This window comes from Rhodopirellula sp. UBA1907 (assembly GCF_002337565.1).
Taxonomy (GTDB): domain Bacteria; phylum Planctomycetota; class Planctomycetia; order Pirellulales; family Pirellulaceae; genus Rhodopirellula; species Rhodopirellula europaea.
In genome coordinates this window covers 7631-25593 of the sequence record NZ_DDGH01000035.1, presented here as the reverse complement: position 1 = coordinate 25593, position 17963 = coordinate 7631, and the positions used below count along the sequence as shown (strand labels likewise).

The 17963-nt window shown below is 53.3% G+C and carries 15 protein-coding genes and 1 tRNA gene; 11 read left to right on the top strand and 5 right to left on the bottom strand.

Annotation, left to right across the window (positions count from 1 at the left end; translation table 11 throughout):
* Window positions 1–50 precede the first annotated feature (50 nt).
* The 8 genes from B2R17_RS08075 (at window position 51) to B2R17_RS08040 (ending at window position 7419) form a co-directional block, all read left to right on the top strand.
* Window positions 51–2654 carry a hypothetical protein gene (locus tag B2R17_RS08075; protein WP_286763570.1) on the top strand — a complete coding sequence of 868 codons (2604 nt, stop codon included), beginning with the start codon at window positions 51–53 and terminating at the stop codon, window positions 2652–2654.
* A gap of 87 nt (window positions 2655–2741) precedes the next feature.
* Complete coding sequence (locus B2R17_RS08070; protein WP_286763569.1) at window positions 2742–3668, top strand: hypothetical protein; 927 nt, start codon at window positions 2742–2744, stop codon at window positions 3666–3668.
* A 9-nt stretch (window positions 3669–3677) separates the two neighbouring features.
* On the top strand, window positions 3678–4316 hold the full coding sequence (locus tag B2R17_RS08065) for a hypothetical protein (RefSeq protein WP_286763568.1): 639 nt from the start codon (window positions 3678–3680) through the stop codon (window positions 4314–4316).
* An 18-nt stretch (window positions 4317–4334) separates the two neighbouring features.
* The gene (locus B2R17_RS08060; RefSeq protein ID WP_286763567.1) at window positions 4335–5036 is read left to right on the top strand and encodes a hypothetical protein; all 702 of its coding nucleotides are present in this window, start codon (window positions 4335–4337) and stop codon (window positions 5034–5036) included.
* Window positions 5037–5139: 103 nt separating this feature from the next.
* A complete protein-coding gene (locus tag B2R17_RS08055; protein WP_286763566.1) occupies window positions 5140–5922 on the top strand; it encodes a hypothetical protein in 783 nt (260 codons plus the stop codon).
* Window positions 5919–6125 (top strand): helix-turn-helix domain-containing protein, encoded by a 207-nt coding sequence (locus tag B2R17_RS08050; RefSeq protein WP_007336619.1) that lies wholly within the window; start codon window positions 5919–5921, stop codon window positions 6123–6125. The genes B2R17_RS08055 and B2R17_RS08050 overlap by 4 nt, the downstream gene beginning before the upstream one ends.
* A gap of 617 nt (window positions 6126–6742) precedes the next feature.
* On the top strand, window positions 6743–7021 hold the full coding sequence (locus B2R17_RS08045; RefSeq protein ID WP_286763565.1) for a hypothetical protein: 279 nt from the start codon (window positions 6743–6745) through the stop codon (window positions 7019–7021).
* Window positions 7018–7419, top strand: a complete 402-nt coding sequence (locus B2R17_RS08040) for a hypothetical protein (RefSeq protein ID WP_286763564.1) — start codon at window positions 7018–7020, stop codon at window positions 7417–7419. The genes B2R17_RS08045 and B2R17_RS08040 overlap by 4 nt, the downstream gene beginning before the upstream one ends.
* On the opposite strand, the gene B2R17_RS08035 is transcribed toward B2R17_RS08040, so the two are convergent.
* Window positions 7401–8990, bottom strand: a complete 1590-nt coding sequence (locus B2R17_RS08035) for a type IV secretory system conjugative DNA transfer family protein (RefSeq protein WP_286763563.1) — start codon at window positions 8988–8990, stop codon at window positions 7401–7403. The two genes, B2R17_RS08040 and B2R17_RS08035, sit on opposite strands and share 19 nt — an antisense overlap.
* 28 nt (window positions 8991–9018) lie before the next feature.
* Complete coding sequence (locus B2R17_RS08030; RefSeq protein WP_286763562.1) at window positions 9019–9354, bottom strand: hypothetical protein; 336 nt, start codon at window positions 9352–9354, stop codon at window positions 9019–9021.
* A 949-nt stretch (window positions 9355–10303) separates the two neighbouring features.
* On the opposite strand from B2R17_RS08030, the gene B2R17_RS28305 reads away from it, so the two are divergent.
* Window positions 10304–10666, top strand: a complete 363-nt coding sequence (locus tag B2R17_RS28305) for a cold-shock protein (protein WP_286763561.1) — start codon at window positions 10304–10306, stop codon at window positions 10664–10666.
* A complete protein-coding gene (locus B2R17_RS08020; protein ID WP_286763560.1) occupies window positions 10663–11169 on the top strand; it encodes a hypothetical protein in 507 nt (168 codons plus the stop codon). The genes B2R17_RS28305 and B2R17_RS08020 overlap by 4 nt, the downstream gene beginning before the upstream one ends.
* Window positions 11170–11489: 320 nt before the next feature.
* Here the strand turns inward: B2R17_RS08020 and B2R17_RS08015 are convergent, their stop codons facing one another.
* From B2R17_RS08015 to B2R17_RS08005, 3 genes are all read right to left on the bottom strand, one after another.
* Window positions 11490–14579, bottom strand: a complete 3090-nt coding sequence (locus tag B2R17_RS08015) for an SIR2 family protein (protein ID WP_286763559.1) — start codon at window positions 14577–14579, stop codon at window positions 11490–11492.
* A gap of 692 nt (window positions 14580–15271) precedes the next feature.
* Window positions 15272–16276 (bottom strand): tyrosine-type recombinase/integrase, encoded by a 1005-nt coding sequence (locus tag B2R17_RS08010; RefSeq protein ID WP_286763558.1) that lies wholly within the window; start codon window positions 16274–16276, stop codon window positions 15272–15274.
* Between the two features lie 85 nt (window positions 16277–16361).
* Window positions 16362–16436, bottom strand: a tRNA-Pro gene (locus B2R17_RS08005).
* A 241-nt stretch (window positions 16437–16677) separates the two neighbouring features.
* On the opposite strand from B2R17_RS08005, the gene B2R17_RS08000 reads away from it, so the two are divergent.
* Window positions 16678–17664: a M28 family peptidase gene (locus B2R17_RS08000; RefSeq protein WP_008658764.1), complete on the top strand. Its 987-nt coding sequence runs from the start codon at window positions 16678–16680 to the stop codon at window positions 17662–17664.
* Window positions 17665–17963: the final 299 nt, after the last annotated feature.

The window sequence follows — 17963 nt, the reverse complement described above, 5'->3', positions numbered from 1 at the left end:
CGAATCCTCAGTATACCGTCAAGCCCCGGAAGGAATCGAGGCCAACCAAGATGGCCATTGAAATTGTCGGGAAAGATGGTCAGCCCCAAGCGGCGATCCTAAACACCGTTGCTCGCGACATCATAGACAGCAAACTTCCGCTCGACGAACTGATGGGTGAAGCGACGTTGTTGCAGCCACAACTCTCGCACCCAGGCAATCTGTCATCAGCCCTGGGCGAGCAACACCAAAACGTTGCTATCACACGATCCTTACTTAAGTCGGCTAACGACCACCGTGATTGGTTGCAAAAGAAGTTCAACATGGCGGAAACGGCACTCACACGTCTGGGCCCTCGCAAATCAAAATTTCGTTTAGATCCATGGTATCAAAAACGGCAAAACTCCAATTTCATGCCTATTCCTTTCTGCGAAAAGAAGCTTGCAGTCGAAATTGCGGTTCCCCTGATGGTTGCAGTGGGGCTAGTAGCACTGGCGGTGATCGGTGTGGCAAGCGAATTCGCACTGTTTCGGTCTCAAATTGTCGCAGGCTCGCTATATCAGGCACCTGCTCCCAGCAAATTGGAATTGCCAATTGAACCGGGGCTCACCATCTGCGTAGCTGTTACGTTTGTCCCGATTATCTGCTGCCTCGTGGGCATTAAGAATATATCACGTCGCAATCGACGCCACACCGACAACGCAGCCCAAAAGGTGATTGGCGTTGTCTTGTTGTTAGGTTCCTTGATTGCACTCTGGTTGTTTTCATACTTCGTCGTAGGAGAACAGACCACAGTCACCGCGGCTAACGTCATATCGAAACCCACCGGGCTGCCCTGGTACTTAGTGGCCCTAAGCAGTTCGATGATGGCGTTGGCCAATACAGTCGCCTTGGCCGGCGCGATTCACTTTTTCGGCTTGCTGGTCCAGGAAGTTCCTGCTCATTCGCCAGTCCATGAGGAGACGGATGCGGAGGTGACACGTTGGCACAACTGCATTCAGCGCACGAACAAAACTATTGGCGAACTCACGGGGTATCTCGAGCGGTGCCAGTTCGCAGAGCGAGAGATCAACAAGCACTTGAAGGTGGAGTACGAGCGTCGGGAGAAGCAAACTAAGACATCCACAGCGATCGACGCTGCAAGCGAAACTCTTGATGAGATGCGATCCATTGTCGACAGACTAAAAAAGCAAACACTAGGGCTCTTGATCGCATTTGCCATGACCGTTCTTTCGGGCTGCCACGGCACTACATCAACAGATCAGGCCTCACACGGCACTAAAGAGGTTACCCCTGCTACTGAGTACTTTGTCTTTGATGACGGTAGCTTCTCTACTGATACGACTTTAGACATCCTTTCACGGTTGGCAACGGACCGCATACCAGGCGGCTCACGGCTCACTGTAATTCACGGACCGGAGCGTCAACTGGTCGGCGGAGTTGACATTCCTTTCGGTAGTGCCACACAACGGGTGAGCAATTCTTTTTTTCTATCCGAGTGGAACGTCATTGAGACCTTTTACAGCGACCCTCCCGAGTGTGATGACGAAGTTCCATCCGTTTTCGGGATCACCCAAGCCGTAGCGGATTGCCGTCGCAATGCTGATGCCCCCTGCCGCGTGATTTGCCTTGGCTCACTAGTCTATCACGATCCAAACCGACCAGCCTTCTCAATGCGGGATGGGCTCGTTCCCAGTCCTGGCTGGATCGAGGATGTCACCTCACCTTTCTGCAGCGAACTACAATTCCCGAAATCGACTCTGGTCGAGTGCGTCGTCTCAAAAAGCAATTTTGGTGATAACCCACGTCACAATCGGCTCATTCGCAAATTCACTTCTGCTCACGTCGCGGCGTCGGGAGGGTATCTGACTCGGATCAGCGCGGACCTGTCGCAGGCTGGGGCTTTTGCAAAGCCCTTTATGCGGCCTGTATCTTTTGCGCCGGGTTCCCCCATGACGATGATCGAAACCAAGATCGAAGAGCATCGAGAGCATGGACCGAAGGTTAAATCGATCCCAATCGAAGTAGAACGTCCGGATTTGAATGTCCTGCTCCGCACCTTGGAGTCGCAGCCCGGGTCGCTTATTTCCAAGATCATCAATCGCGGAGGCAACCCTTGGTCGATGTCGGAATTGGTGATCGAAATTGTTGTCGTGGTCGACGGGTCATCCTCAATGAGCAGCGACCTCGAGAAGAATGGACAACTACTCAAGCGTGTTGGTGACGAACTTGCACCTCTAGTGAAAGAACTACGGATCGCCTTTTTGGTCCGATCTGATCAGGCCAACCTAGACTTCCCATTGGCATTGATCGGGTACGACGATCCAAACCACGAACGAATGGATCGTTTTCTGGACAAGTTAAGGACAACCGGTTCGGACGAGTCTTTTGAAGTGATGCTCCGCGACGGCCAGGCGGCATTTGACTCTAGTGTCAAAGCCGATCGACGCATCTTATTGGTTGTGTCGGATCATATCTCCGGAAACGCCAAGTCTGTTTCTCAATCGGTGGCCTCATGGGTGGCACAGCAACCGAATTGTCACCGCTTCATCGGCGTGTACACCGCTGACAACGCGCAGCCGGACTTCGAAGTTCTTTGTGGAAAGACACCAGGAGCCCGCGTGGCGCCGAGTGGTGATGCATTGATCGACGAAGTGATTGCGTTAACGAATTGAGTTCTATGACATTGTTGTTGCTTGAACGAAGCAAACCCCGGGTTTGAATCGGCACTTCGCCAACCTCTTTTAATATGTTTTTTTTAAATGAACAGTCTTTTGGAAAGATTCTGCGAACATGACAGTTCAGGTGGTCTGTCCCCCGAGCTTATCAATGCGATTTGCAATGCGACTGAAGACGAGCTGCGTCAACAATTCACGCGAGCAACGCCAAGTCAGCAGGTGGCTGTCGCTGTTCGAGCGAGTGACTGCATTCGATTTCACAAAACGCTCGCCATGCTAAGTCGGGGCATGGTCATCCACTTGTTCTACTTGGCAACGCCTGAACTGTCTCGAGCGGAGCAAATCGAGATAATGGCAAAAGAAACCGGTGTCCAAAGAACACAGCAATATCGTTGTCGTGATTCGTTCATTTACATGGGACGCCCGCTACTCAAGGAGCCCAAGCTTGCTTCGCGGTTTGTTACTGAGTCGGTCAATCGACTGAGCCAACCGAGCACTCCCGAAACCGCGAGATATGAATCGATCAAACGTGCGAGAGCAGGGGAAATCATCGTCACCGAAATTGCCGATTCCATCATTGCGGCCCACCTTACTGAACTGACGGCGAGCGTCAGCTCTAACACCGATCCAGTGCAAGCCGCATGTTCAGTCGAAACCGACACGCAGTTGAATGCCACCTTGCTCATTCGCTGCGATGATGCAGCAAGCGGCGAAGACGATGCCAACGCGACGCATCATAATCGGCGTCGTCGTGAACCGGATATCGAGACCATCAAAGCGATGGATCAAAAGCGACACGAGATAGACGAGTTCAAAGCATCACGGGATTACCAACTCGGCGAATGCATTTACCAAGACAACGCTGTCCAAGTGTTTGTCCGTTCGGTCAATCAGAAGTCAGCCCCGACCGCTGAGGCGATCCACTACGCCATCCAGCAAGCTTATCGAAAGCTATGCCATTCCAACCCTGTCCAGGCCATCGTGGCGGACACTCTTGAACCCTCTCGTTAGGGAAGCCCTATGTTTGATCGAAGCAAAATTCACGCTGCGCTGAACCGATACGACGACGCTTTGCCACGTGACGATGTCTTACCAATGGGAGAGGAAGGACCGAACACGGTTGCGTCCGCTGTACGCCTCAAACGTCGAAAGCCCTTTGGAGAAGTCATGAAGTTCTTGCTGCTGATCGTCACAGTGGGCCCCCTACTGTTTGTGTTGTGTTTGGCTGTAGCTGCCCAAGGTATCCGCGAAATGGTCTCGGTGATGAGAACGCGTCTGTACCAACTTCCATTTCCAGGAATCGAAAAACTTTCCGAGTACCAAGGCTTCGCGGACCTCGACTTAAGTCACGTCGCGAGCGCATTGTTGTTTCTGGCGGTGACCTTCATTTGGGTTCGCGTGATATCGGAGTTCAAAGGACTTGGTCCAGTGATGGGTTACCGTCAAAGCAACCCATTTGCTTTTTGGCTCTACACCTTGATCGCCGGAGTCATTCTCGTCACGGATGCCTTGGTGTTTTGGGCGGGACTCGCAGCGAAGAACAGTGGTTGGAACCACACGCCCGCCTACGTTCCGATCGCCTGCACACTTTTGTATGCCGCCGGCTTGGCAGCATTTGGAGCACTTCATCAGTCGTACCATCAACCAGACCAAGTCTGAAACAAAGGATCCATTCCCATGAAACTGACTACCTCAATAACAATCTTGGCGCTTTCGATCCTGCTCGCAATCAGCGGGTGCGTCAAGAAAACAAACTCCGCCCAGCGTCCGGTGTTCGCGACGCGATCACTCGATGCATGCTTGGTGATCTCCATCGACCTGAGCGGGAGCTTTGCCGATGATTTCGGCGAGCGAGCCTACCCCATGGTGCTCGGACTGGTGGAATCATTTATCGAACAAAACATGGGTGGTGACTGCAAAATCGTATTGTCGCAAATGAGCGGGCACGATCAGGTTCTTCTCTTCGAAGGCTCGCCAGACGAACTGCGCCAACGGTTTGGATCACCCGAAGCGATGGCAAAATTCCTTTTGGAACACTCCAGTCCAAACCGGTCGCCGGTTTACGTTGCCACTCGAGAAACCATTGACTACGTCAATGCCATGCCCGATGTGACCGAACAAACCCGTACAGTCACGGTGCTGCTCAGTGATCTCGTGGACTCAGAGCAGCATCCGCCAACGAAATCCCGTGAAGGGTTTCGCATGCTTGATGCCCTGACACGCTATCGGGAATCCGGCGGGAACTTGGCCCTCTACTACGTGGCTCAGAACGAGGTTCCACGCTGGAACGAAATTGTTGAACGGGCTGGATTTGAACCAGGGCAATTCGCGATCCACAACGATTTGACATCGAGCCCGAGCATGCCGGAATTTCGATAGTCGAGTGCCACTGCTTTAGACGAGGTCCAGACGTCTACTCCGCCGATGGTCACAAACGCCATTTCAACCAGTCCAGCTCAATCTCTTGGAAGGCAAACTCACAATGTATCGAATGATCGATCCCGGATTGCCGAGCTCGCCTCGGTTGTACTTCGATGCCGAACGCTGCGAAGCCTACGTTTCAACCCGCGTGACGGATTGGCGGGCGGTCGAGCGTGGGTACCAAGCGACGCGTGTGTTTCTTTTCTTGTGTCATGCTGGCTGTCTCTTTTGGTTGTGGTCTGCGATACCCTCGGCTAACGGTCTGACCGGTGATGATGTCATCGTTTGGGGTGCCATCGTTCTATTCACCTACATGATTGTGATGCTGGTTGCATCGCCACTGATTTGGTGTTTCGTACCTCGGTGCATCGCCGGCACATTGTTCTCTCGAAAATTGACCTTCCTTTTCACCGACGATGCGATTGGGTTTCGCTCCTGGTTCTATGCCAATGGAGTGCGGGTCGGCCGAAACTTCCGCGGAAGACCGGTGCAGATCAAGGTCGCAATGAGAGTGGATTCGGAAGCAGAAGACTTCGCGGAGTATGTCTCAGCAACGATCCCAGGCCAGACGCCAAGAAAGTGGCCGAAAAACCACCTTCGGAAAGCGAGGCGTTTGGAGATAGTCATCATAGGTGGCACTGGAAACCTGCCACAAATCGAGCCATCAGGGCCGCGTTGCCTCCGGACATTGCCGGTGGCATCAATTCCGCTATCCGATGGCGAATCATTGACGGTCGTACTCAATGCGGCGATTGCGATCACACAGGCTGGGATGGAAACCAGCCAACACTTCCAAGACCCGATCGGAATGGATCTCGATCATCCCCATAGCAGCAGGAGATGAGCATGCTTCTGACCGTCAAAGAGGTTTCTCAACGACTCAAGATTAGCGCCAGCTTGGCCTATTCCTTGATCGCGAAGGGGGACCTTCCATCCTACCAAATCGGATCTTGTCGACGGGTTAGCGAAGAAGATCTCGATCGGTTCTTGGATGAACGCCGCCATGAACCCACGCAGTTACCCATCCGCCAACACCGTCACTTTTAGCTTTCCTACAGCCGGAGGAACTCGATGAGCCATCGCAAACGTTGCAAGATCCCACGGATTGCACGCATCTTCGCAAGAAGGGCCCAACGGCCACGTTTCAATTTAAAAGAAGCGTTCAAACGATCGCATCATGTGCCAAAGATCCGCGCCAACTTTGCGACGGTCGTGCGTGATCGCTTGAAGCAAACGCTATCCGAACGGCACTTGACGCTCACACCTTCCGGGTCCAGAGCCGTACGCGGTGCTGCGAGACGTAGCGTCGCTAAACGGAACGTTGATATCCGCAAGCTTCCCGACACGCGGCCTGCACGTGAGCGGCCAATCCGCAAGCAATTTGAACGCACCGCCGGAAGGCGAAACAAAGGCTCTGCAGGCCGAAGCCATTGAAGACCTGCCATTGCAGGCAGGCATCCGGAATCAAAGAGCGAGGTTCCCTTCAACACATCACGTCAAACTTAACGGGCTGTTGATTTAATGAGCCGTACCGCGTTAGCGGCGGTTAGTCAGACGCCAACCGGGGCTAACGCCCATCGGCTAATTGTTGTTATGCGGTATACGACCAAATCAACAGGCTGTTAAAGCTTGCGCGGCATTGCGCAAGTTTGCTAGGGTTAATCATGTATTGGACAGAAAAGAAAACCGAGTTCTGGTTGACCCACAAAAGCCGAACCCTGACCGACCGACTTGGGAACGCAATCGTTGTCGAGCAATCGCTGTTGTTCTGGGGACAGTACGACTTCCTAGTCGAGGGTGGTCACTTCACCGCGGCACAGCTGATCGAGTTCGGTCACGACACCGTCAAAGAATTTTCACTGCCATTCTCGCTTGGTCTCCAAGATGCGGTGGCACATCTTTTCATCGCTTTCAGCGAGGACGAGGAAAGCAGGGACCAGTGAACCCATACGCGAGTTCTGCCGCGACCGAGAAGGCCACTCGAAAAGGTTTGGCAGAGGTTGCGAGTGAGTATGCTTGGCTGATCATTGTGATTGGCTGGGTGGCCGGACTGCTCATTCTGGATGCATCGGATGACAATGGCTTTCAGCTTTGGCAAGAGCATTGCCCAATCATGATCCGTCCTCTGCAGTCGCCACAAAGTGTGCTGATCGGCTACTTGCTTCTTTTCTGTTCGTCTTGGATCGCGTTTCTTTTTATTGGCGTGAGCTTCATCTGTGCGGCCGTCTTCTGCGTAGCGAAGGTGGCTGTTGCGACGCTCGTCCTGACCCGCTGGCTCACTCGAAAACTGATTTTCAGCTCATTGTTCATTCAGAGGGCCAATCATCGGGACAACGTGTGACGTCCCAAGCGATCTCTGATGAATTCGCTTTTGTCGTAAAAGCATCGCTGCAATACCATTGGCCGATAGCCGGGTCGAAGGACCAACTGCCGCAACTTGGGATCGTCCCGAGCAAAGTACATCTCAATCTCATTGGGAGTCATCAAAGGCTTGTTTCCAATCGCCCACGAAGTCCCCGTGGCGGCGTCTTGCATGACTTGCTCCCGACTGGGCTGGTGACTCGATGGCGTGGACGTCAGGGCTTCGCCCAATCGTTTGCTGATGTAGGTCAGCGAAGCCTCATCGAATCCGGCAAAGGTTTGAAACGTTCCCGCATTGCCCAGGAATGTCTGCCATGATTTTGGATACAGGGCTTGGATTTGCGAAATGTCCTGCAGGATAATCGCTAGCTTCACCCCCAATCCTGCAAACTGTGCGATCGCAATCTCGATGCATTCCAACCGTCCGAGACTGTGAAATTCATCCAGGTAAAAAACGGTCTGGTTGCCGGTTGCTACCGTCTCGGCCTCGCAAGCGGAAAGGCAGGTTTGAACGACCAAACGCTTGAATCCTTTCATCGCCTTGTCGCGCATCGCGGGAATTGAAACGTACAGCGTGAGCGAACCATTCTTGAGCTGCCGCGGATTGACCGACGGTCCTCGCAGCACGTTTCGAACCGCTTCGATGCCGATGAATGACAAATGACGCCGTGTCCCCGAAACCATGCTCGAAAACTCATCTCCAGTTCTCGAATAGAACGCGTTTGCCCCGGCGCGAACATAGCCACCGCCTGCATCGGATTCGAGCATCTCGGTTTCCAGTGCGTACGCATGCGGATCATTTGGGTCTGGCTTGGTCGCCGATGCCATCAGCTCCCAAACCGTGACAAGGTCACGCTGCCCCTCGTAATTCGAATGCGTTGCGACGTGGACACACAGACAAGCGATGAAGTCCTTGGCACCCGCATCCCAGTGCGGATCTTTCGCTGATTCATTCTCGATCACCAGAGCTTCACTGATCTGCATCGCATCCGCGGTCAGAACCTGGCGATCGGAACGCAACAACTCCTCGATGACATTGAAGCCGATCCGGTAGCGGCTTGTACCCGATCCGGAGCACCCGAACGGATCGATCACACCGACGTCTTGCCCAAGTACTTCCGCTCGATAGCCAGCAGTCTCAGCCGCCAAGTCGCCCTTTGGATCGAGAACCAGATTGGAAGTCGACTTGGGTGCCAGGAAGAGATTGTTGTTAAGAAACGCACGGCCCTTTCCGCCGCGGCTGCCGGCCAACAAGAAGTGATGGCGATCGTCGGCCACGCCGATCGGAACACCACCCTGAACCCAACGCGGTATCCTGCCATCTGCTTGTCGTTCGCCGGTGACAACTTGACCACCAACGACCCCTAGGAACAGCTTCGATTCGTGGTTGTGCTTCACGTCCATTCGCATCGACGGGGTCGAAGCAACATACGCAGGATGCTCGAAGTAATTGCTCGGCGGCTGCCCGACGTGTTCCGCAAATTGGCCACGCGGCAGGTCTTCGAGCAGTTCTCCAAAACGCTCGAACTCGCGTTGCGCACTCTTTGACATTCACGATCCCAAGAACAGGTGGCAGCTTTCACGACATTGGAAAGCGATTGTACCGTGGATTGCGTTTGGCAACTCGGGAGCCCGCGATCATGAAGGAAGCTTGCCACGCGCCGGGAGCACCAAGTGTGCCGAAGTTCCCCGTGATCAAATCCATGAAACCGAAGTCCGAAATTGCTAGCAGATTCTTCAGCGATGGACCTTCTTGAGCGGCCCGAGCCCTGCATGGGTCAGTTGCATCGACAACGTTTTGACGATCTCGGAAGCCGGGGAGGTGTGCCCAGCTGAGCAGAAAATCAGCTGACAGTTCTACTCGCATTTGCTCACCAAACATCCCAACCAGATTGCAAACACGGGGTTTTGCCATCGTTTCACCGCGTATAACCCACTTTACACGCGGTTAAAAAGAATGGCAATCGAAAACGCGAACGTTCGGCCTTTGATCGTCAGCATGCGGAGGGGGAGTCTTGTTGCACCCGGTTGTAGCGAGGAGAATGGGAAACCAAGCGATGAACGCGGAGTGGCCAACAGCACGTTTTCAAATGGAATATCAACCGCGGCCACCCGGTTGTCGCAAACTTTATTTGGACTACACGACACTCTCTTACGACGGAGCGTAAAATGCTACACACACTCAGGAAGACGAAGGCCCACGTCTCATTGCACTACCAGCACTCCTTCTCAAACAATTTGTACGCAGAGAACATCGCGGCCGAAATCGCCGAGACCATCACTCTAAGCTTTGACCTTAACTGCAATTTACGCGGACGCAACAAACAGACGAACACGTACGTTGACGCAAAAGACTTAGCTGACGGCGACATAGACGAACTGGAGACGTTTCAGTTCGACGACAAACGTGTCATTGAGCGCATTTCCGAAATGGCTTCCCGTTTAAATGCAACACCCGAAATCTGGAGACTCATCGTTCAACTCGATGGTGAGTATCGATTCGATGTTCGCCCAGAGTATCGCGAGCAACACACGTACCGATCCATTACCTTGCACGTCATCTCGAACGCCAGAAACACCAAATAACCAGCGCATGCAACGGAGCCGGGCTTGCGAGTTTTCACAAGTGGAAGATCAACCGTCCCGGCCGGCTGATGCGTGCCGTCCCCGACTGAAATTCACGCACACTCCTTTTCGCAAAGCACGAATGAATACGCCCGACCCAACCCCCGAGTCCAACGCCGACATCGTGGCCGTAAACCTTGTGATGACCGCAATGGTTGGTGAGGTCAACTTTCTGGCCGCATCCATTCATCGTCGTTCGAAAACCGTAACGAATACCCCGTAGTACCAAGGCATTTCCAATGAAGAAAGGAACCATCAAAAGGCTCTCGGATAAGGGTTTCGGGTTTATCGACACAGGTGGTCCAAAAGACTTGTTCTTCCACGCGACAAATGTTGAAGGAGCTAATTATGAAACGCTTAAAGAGGGACAAAAAGTCACTTTTGAAGAGGGGAAGGGCCCAAAAGGACCGTTAGCGAAGACTGTTCGACCGGAAGCTCTCTACGAATCTACACCACCACTAACAGTTCTTCTCGATCCGGGCATCGCGTCGCCAGAGGAACTCTCAGAACTTCTCACTGAACTCTCGACGCTATACCGCATGCTAGGTGGTTCTGGCCTGACGTTCACGATCACTGAAGTCAAGGAGCCTGTGGTTGCATGAACAATCCTTCCCCCCTTGATGGCGATGAGAACCGAATTATTCGCCTGGACGGCGTCCCCAAAGATCAAAATAGGAGGAACGAACCCCATCTCTGGCGGCGTTTCTTGAAGGCAGTTTGGCCGTTTGCACAGTCGGGCGGAGCTTGGGCCAAGTACGGAAGTGAACTTGGTGTTGTCTACGCTGAAGCGGAAGTCGCTAATCGTGTTAACGCCGCTGACAAGATTGCGGCTGAAGCTGCCGAAGCTAGCGCGCGAGCAGATGAAAATCGGCAAAGTGCTGTGAAGAACTTTAATCTGGAAGTCGACGCGATCTTCATGGAAGACGGACTTCCCGAAGCAGCGAAGATGCTCAAACTGGCAAAACTTCTCGAAGCCAACCCCGATATTGCCGAGCAAATCGACAAGGTAAGTGGAATCCTCGAAAAACTTTGTTTGACGCGTGGCACGCGAGTGAAAATCGGAATGCCCGACGTTGAAGAACCAATGCTACACCGAGACGGATAACAACTAACTTTAAAGACAAATATCCAGCGTGATTGGAGTAATAGGTGAACGTCCGATAACTGAGTGTTTCGTTGCACCACTGTGTCGAAAGGGAGAGATATTCGAAGTGGCGGAGACGTGCCGGGTTCTTCGACTGGTCGTTCATCCGGCGTCGGCCACCGGGGCAGGAGGGCCGATTGACGAAAAGTTAGACCTACAAACGACCCCATACCCTTTCCTAGCCTCGTCGTGCGGCCGGTTGCTTTTCTGCTGCGCCGTCTCGAAGCCGAGCGAGCTCGTGGTCCGAAAATTGGGGCCCACTTCAGGATTACCCAAAATCGCTATGGCGTTCCTAGCTCTACGTCGAAAGCGGAAACACCCATTATCGAGAATCCAACACGAAAATTAGCATTCGCTCCATAGGTAGCCTGTTCCCAGGATTCACCTATGAACTTGCTCTCATGCGCGTAAACCCAGTCGCCAGAATCTTCAAGTTCAATGAACGCATAATTTGCTTGGTGGTCTATAATCCGACCACGCTTTGTGTCAGGAAGCGGAAACATCATTCGTATCCGTTCATCATGCCCAACACGTGCAATTCTCTGCAACTCACGGAACGTGTCCTTTGCGGCCTTCCCTCCTTCCACCAGGAAAATCTGCCTAGCAAACAGAAGGTGTGCTTCTAGGTTCCCATCGCCCGCCGTGTAACCCCTGCGGAAGTGATGCAGTAATTCTTCGTCCTTCGCATCTCCTCTCTCGAGCAGCACCTTCCCAAGCAGGAAGTGCAGACGCTTCTCCGACGGATTGGCGTCCAACGCCTCACGCAGCGTCTTTTCCGCCTGTTGGTGATCGTCGGTGGCAATTAGTGAACGAGCTAGCGTCAAGGCGACGTAAGTGCTGCGTGGGTTTTTTGCAAACGCCTTCTTGAGCGACTCCACAGCTCGATTGGTTTGCGCCAGAAACTCGGCCAATTGAGATTCAGCAGAAAGTAGGTATTCGTCTCCCGGAGATGCTGCCAGATGCGAACTCAGTTCTTTCTCAATATCCTGTAGCATCTCACTGAGGTCTTCGTCGCTCAGTTCACCGAGTTCGAGTTCGATCTTAAGACGCTGAATGTGAATTTTCGCGATGGTGTGTCGCTCGTAGGACGTGGCTCCGGTACGCATTAGCTGCCGGCACATCTGTTCCGCCTGATTTAAGTACTGTTTCTTCACCCGGAGATTTGATGACGCCGCCGCCTCTCTCAAGGAAAGTTCGGACAACGAGTGCTGCACAACGCGATCCGATCCATTGGCACTCAATGCGGAATGAAAATAGTCTTCGGCAGCCGAAAGATTAGGCGATGGATGATTCATCTCGAATATCCCTCGCTGATGCAATACAACCGAATCGTCCGGCGATTTCTCCTGCGCGAGGTCATATATGCGATCCGACATAGTGCGGTCAGGGAACAAACCCAAGATCGCTTTGCCGCGAATCAGTCGATAGAACGCTTCGCGATCTGAGGAATAGTCAAGATCCATGTGACTCAACACGTCAATGGTCGCGTTGAAGCGCACCTCACTGGACTCGAGGGCATGCAAAAACACGATCTCAGCAATGTGTTGATGACGAGCAACGTAAGAGACATCTTCTCCTTCTCGCCCTGTCGCAGTTCGCACGACGTTCTCAAGCGGAGCAAATAATTTTTCATTGAACTCCTCGAAGCCAATGCCGTGGACGCGTTTAAGCAGTCCAGCTCGAACGGGAGTTCCAAGTCGGTAGAGCACGCAGATCGTCCGATAGACACGTTTTGCTTGGAGGGGTGTGATCTGGTTGAATTCGTCACAGATAATCTTTTCGAAACGTTGTCCGAGTGTTGCTTCGTGCAATGCGACGAGCAGTTGACGCCCCGAGCGTTTTACGAGCTTCTCCAGTCGCTCGTCCGGGGTCAAACGTTCGAGACGGTCAAGTGACTTATGCTCTTCAAGTTTCTGCAGTAGTTCCTTAATTTCTTTCTCGGAAAGATAGTGAAGGTCAAAGGAATCGGTCGCGAGGTTCTCGAGATCGCCGCCAGATGCATTGAGCTCATTGGTGCGAACGCCACCAATGATTGTCACTTTCACCCCTGCGTCACGTAAAGACCTCACGAACCGCTCAACGTCACGCTGATGCAATAGGATATTCTCAAAGAATAGATAGAGTCGCTCGCTGCAAAGTCGAGCGATTTCTACGACGGAACTAGCAAATAGTATTCCCGTTTCGTTCATCACCAAAGCAAGGCAATTGCATTCCTTTGCTGCGGTCCAAGCAACACGTTTAATAAGAACCGACTTGCCGGCTCCGGCATGACCTTTGACTAGCACTAGTTCGACATCATCACGATCCGTTTCCTCAAGTACGTACCTCTCAAGTATTGTCTCGTTCAATCGTCTAGCGACATCCAGATTGGATTCGATCGCACCCCACCCCCTGTCCATGCCGCGATAAAACAGTTTTGGATCGCATGCGATCGGATTCAATTCGTTGACACAGGTAACATCCACCTTGAGGAAGTTGCGGGTTGGTTCAGATAGTTTCGCATCCGGATCGCTGAATCGTGTTGCGATTCCTGACTCTGGGGTTCCTCGCCTCGCGGACAACCCTCGGAACACGCTTCCGATCGACGAATCAATTTCGCCCACAAACTCGGCAAATGTACCGACCAATGGCGTAATCTTTTTCTGCTCCCAGAATCGTTTCTCGGCATCTTTGAATGAAGGAAGGACTGAGTAGTATCGCGGCCGCCCAACGTCGATATCTTGGTCCAACTCGAGCAATAGTTTTCGGATGTTCGGATCTCGAATTGTGTAGCCGACAAAGATGATTGGTCGATCCGACGCAAGTTCCTTCAATCGTGAGAATAAGCGGCTTCGTTTCTGCCGGTAAAGGACATATTGGTCGGCAGTTAGGATGAGCGGTGGGTCAGAACTCGTGATTCTCGAGATGCAGCCGTGTAGCTTTAGATATTGCAGGTCATTGTTGGAACGAATTTTCCTGTCAACATTTTCTCCGTTTGAAACAAAAGGAACTATCGCTTGTGGACTTTCGGAATTGTTAGCGTAAGCCCTTTCGACAACGAGGTCATAGTTTGTTGTGGCGATGGCACGCCAACGAAAGGTGGTAAGTCGGTTGTGACTTTCGGACGGCTGAAACGGATCAAATACCTCTTTCACATAATCTTGAACAGTGAGAAGGTCAGTCTCGCTGATGGCCAACTCGCTAACCTGGTCCAGAGGCATCCCCTCGTATTCGTCGCCAAGGAATTTTGATGAGATCAGGTCGGCAAGTTCAGCTCCCAGAGGCGGTCGATTCCCATCGTTGCAATGGCAATCAAACGAAGCTCCCGCTCCAAGAAGTAGAATTGCGTTGCCTGCTTCGATATCTGACTTGAGGATGTGTGGTAAATCCAAAACTCTGCCCCATTCCTTTAAATGCGAATCCGGTTGAGCAACGGCGTTAAAAGTGCGTGGCTTGCAAGAATGTTACCAAAATTAATTCACGAAGCCTGCCCGCGGGTGAGTCACAAATTTGCTGCATTGGTGTAGCTTCGCGTTACTAGTCGTTTCGTTCCCGTCGCCTGGAGGATCAGGTGCGGCAGCCTTGTTCCGACCTGGCATCCACCCGTTGTTTGCGGTCATTTCGGTTGGAGGCCTGTGTGCAGCCGTTTTGGTGTCGGAGCATCGTTCGGGCAGTGGAGACTCCGCTTGTCACGCCGACAAACCCCGGCCCGCTCCTTCCTCGCTAGCACCGGCGATTGTCCGTGTGCCTGCGTTCAAACGCTTCGTTCTGCTCCGCCGCCGCGACAGGGGGCTACATCTTATTCACAAGGATGGGACCTGACTTTGAACACAAAATTCTTACGCGTGATCGGAGTCGACGTGGCCTCGAACATGCTGGATATCGACGATTCGGACAAGAAGATTGCAGAAACAATGCCCAGCACGGTTTCTGCCGTCGCTAAAAAGTTCGTTACCAAAATCAAATCGCGAAGTGACACTCTAGTTGTCTGCGAAGCAACGGTTGGCTACGAGCACGTGCTTGTCGACCGACTCGTAATTGTTTTCAGGCGACCTGATTCATTTCGCGAGGCGATCAAATCCGCTCATTGGGATGGATGGCCTTGAATGGCATTCGCAGCTTGAGCACGTAAGAACTCTGGCTGGTTCGCGAGATGACTGTACACCTGAGCGACCATCGCTGGGTCTTTGTGTCCCATGAGGTGTGCCGCCGCGATGGAGTCGATTCCGCCTGACGTCAATGCGTGCGTCGCCCATGAATGCCTGGCTCCGTAAGCGATGACGTGGAACTTGACCTTTTTGGAGATACGGTCAAGCCGACACTTGATGGAGTCCTTGGTCCAGGAGCGGCCTTTGCTATTTCGAAAGACGTGTCCTGTCGGATGCTTTGTCGCCAGCCGAGCGAGGATCTCTGCGGCCTTGGGAACGAGGTAAATCACGCGGGGCTCGGTCTCGCCCTTGGATTGGTCGGTCGGAAAGATGACCATGTCATCGAGGATGAAGCGTGCCTCGATCGTGCGGGCCTCGATCGGACGACATCCGGTGCAGTAAAGGAAGTCGAGCAGATCATCGAAGGGAGCTTTGGCGTGCTCGCGGATTTGTTGCCATTGCTCGTGCGTGTAAAACACATCCCGCCGCTTCTTCTTCGGCTTCCGCATCCCTGCGATCGGATTGCGGAGCAGATAACCTTGTTCCACTGCCCAGTTGAGGTTTCGTTGGACAACGCCAATCGCGTCGGCGCGGCTTGTCGAGTTCCAGGTCGGTTTGTCGATCCAACGATTGACGTGAAAGGGTTTCAGGTGGGTGACCTTGAGTTGCTTCCCGACCTTGTCAATGAAGCTCTTCAGGTAGTGCAAGCTGCGGTCGTAGGTTGCCTTCTTGCGGTTGGTCTGCACCCAGTCCAGGTAAGTTTGGCTCAGTTCGTAGAGCGTCGTGTTGTCCGTCGCGATGGTGGCCGGATCGGCCATCATCTGATGGAACTTTGCAAACGCCGCATCCTTGTCTTTGCCAAGGTTGATTTGCTGGCCGCCGGTGGAGAAATACCAGCTCTGGGTCTGCTTGCGGAAGAAGGGCTTTGGCTGCCTTGGCATCGGAACTCTCCTGATTCGTGCATGAAACGTGCATTTGACGTTTCAATGATCCAGAAGAATTCAACAAAAGCAATGTTTTGCCGAGTCGGGATGACAAGATTCGAACTTGCGACCTCTGCACCCCCAGTGCAGCGCTCTAACCAGGCTGAGCCACATCCCGTGAAGGCCAAAACTCTACCGAAGTTCGCTCGAGTTCGCTAGGGTGAACAGCCACTTTCACGAACTCCCCTTTTGAGCGGCTTCCGCAGGAAGATTTGGCGATGGATCTGGCTAGGCAGGCGGCAACAAAAACATCGGATTCTCCCCATCGTCTCGCGCGATCCGTGCCCGAGAATTCCTCCCCGCCAGGAACGAGAATGGACTCCCCTACAGGCTCCCGCCAAGGGAACTGGCCGCGGCGATTGCTGACGCTCGCGGTCGTCGCCGTCTTCGCTTACGTCGGCGTGGCGGTTTGGCAAATGGTCCGCACCCCGGACTCAACGTCGGTCACCCCCGCCGCTCTCGGGCCCGTCCCGGATCGCTATGACGCGGACCGCGCCTTTGGTTACTTGGTCGACATCTGTGACCTGGGGCCGCGACCGTCGGGCAGCCCGGCGATGTTGCAGCAGCAAAAGATGTTGACGGAAGTGTTTGAAGCAAACGGCGGAACGGTCCGTTTGCAACGCGGCGAAATCCGGCACCCGCAGACAGGTGAGAACCTTCCGATCGCGAACTTGATTGCAGCCTGGAACCCCGACGCCCCGACTCGATTTCTGCTGTGCGCCCACTATGACACTCGGCCCTATCCCGATCGAGATCGTCGCAATCCCAAAGGCGTCTTTGTGGGCGCCAACGACGGGGCCAGCGGCTCAGCAGCCCTGATGGAACTGAGCCATCAGTTTGAGACCTTGCCCTCGGACATCGGGGTCGACGTGGTGTTGTTTGATGCCGAGGAGTTTGTCTTTGGCGAACAGAGCGGCGAATACTTCCTGGGGTCAACTCTGTTCGCACAGCAATATTTGTTGGAGCCGCCCGCGGTTCCATATCAAAGCGGCGTGTTGCTGGACATGATCGCGGATCGCGAATTGCAGTTGCTGTATGAACGAAACAGTTTGCGTTACGCCCGCGACGTGACCCGATCCATCTGGGCGACCGCCAAACGTTTGGGCGTCAAAGCGTTTGTGCCACGGGCTCGCAGCCAAGCGATCCGGGATGATCACTTGCCACTGAACCAGATCGCAAAGATCCCCACAACGGACTTGATCGATTTCGATTACCCGCGACCAGGATTTCGGGCCCCGCAATATTGGCACACGACACAAGACATTCCGGAGAACTGCAGCGGCGAAAGTATGGCGGCGGTGATCTGGGTGGTGCATGAATGGATGCTGGAGCAGAAGGGGGGATAGAAGTGGGAAAGGGGCTCTGGACCACAGGGGCTCTGGGGATTGCAAATTGCAAAATGGTCGTTGCGAATTTTGAATTGGGTGGTGAGGTTGGTGGGGCCGAGGTTCGGGGAATGGGTTCTTTTGATGGCGATTGAAAAAGTTCAATTGACAATTTGAAATTGTAAAATCGGTTCGGTGGATCTGTGGAAAGGGACTTGGGTTGGCTGGATGGGCTGCTTTGTTGGAAGCTTCGGTGTGGGCGTCATGTGGACATGGCCTTCGTCTGGGGTGGTGATTGCAAATTGCAAAATGGACATTGC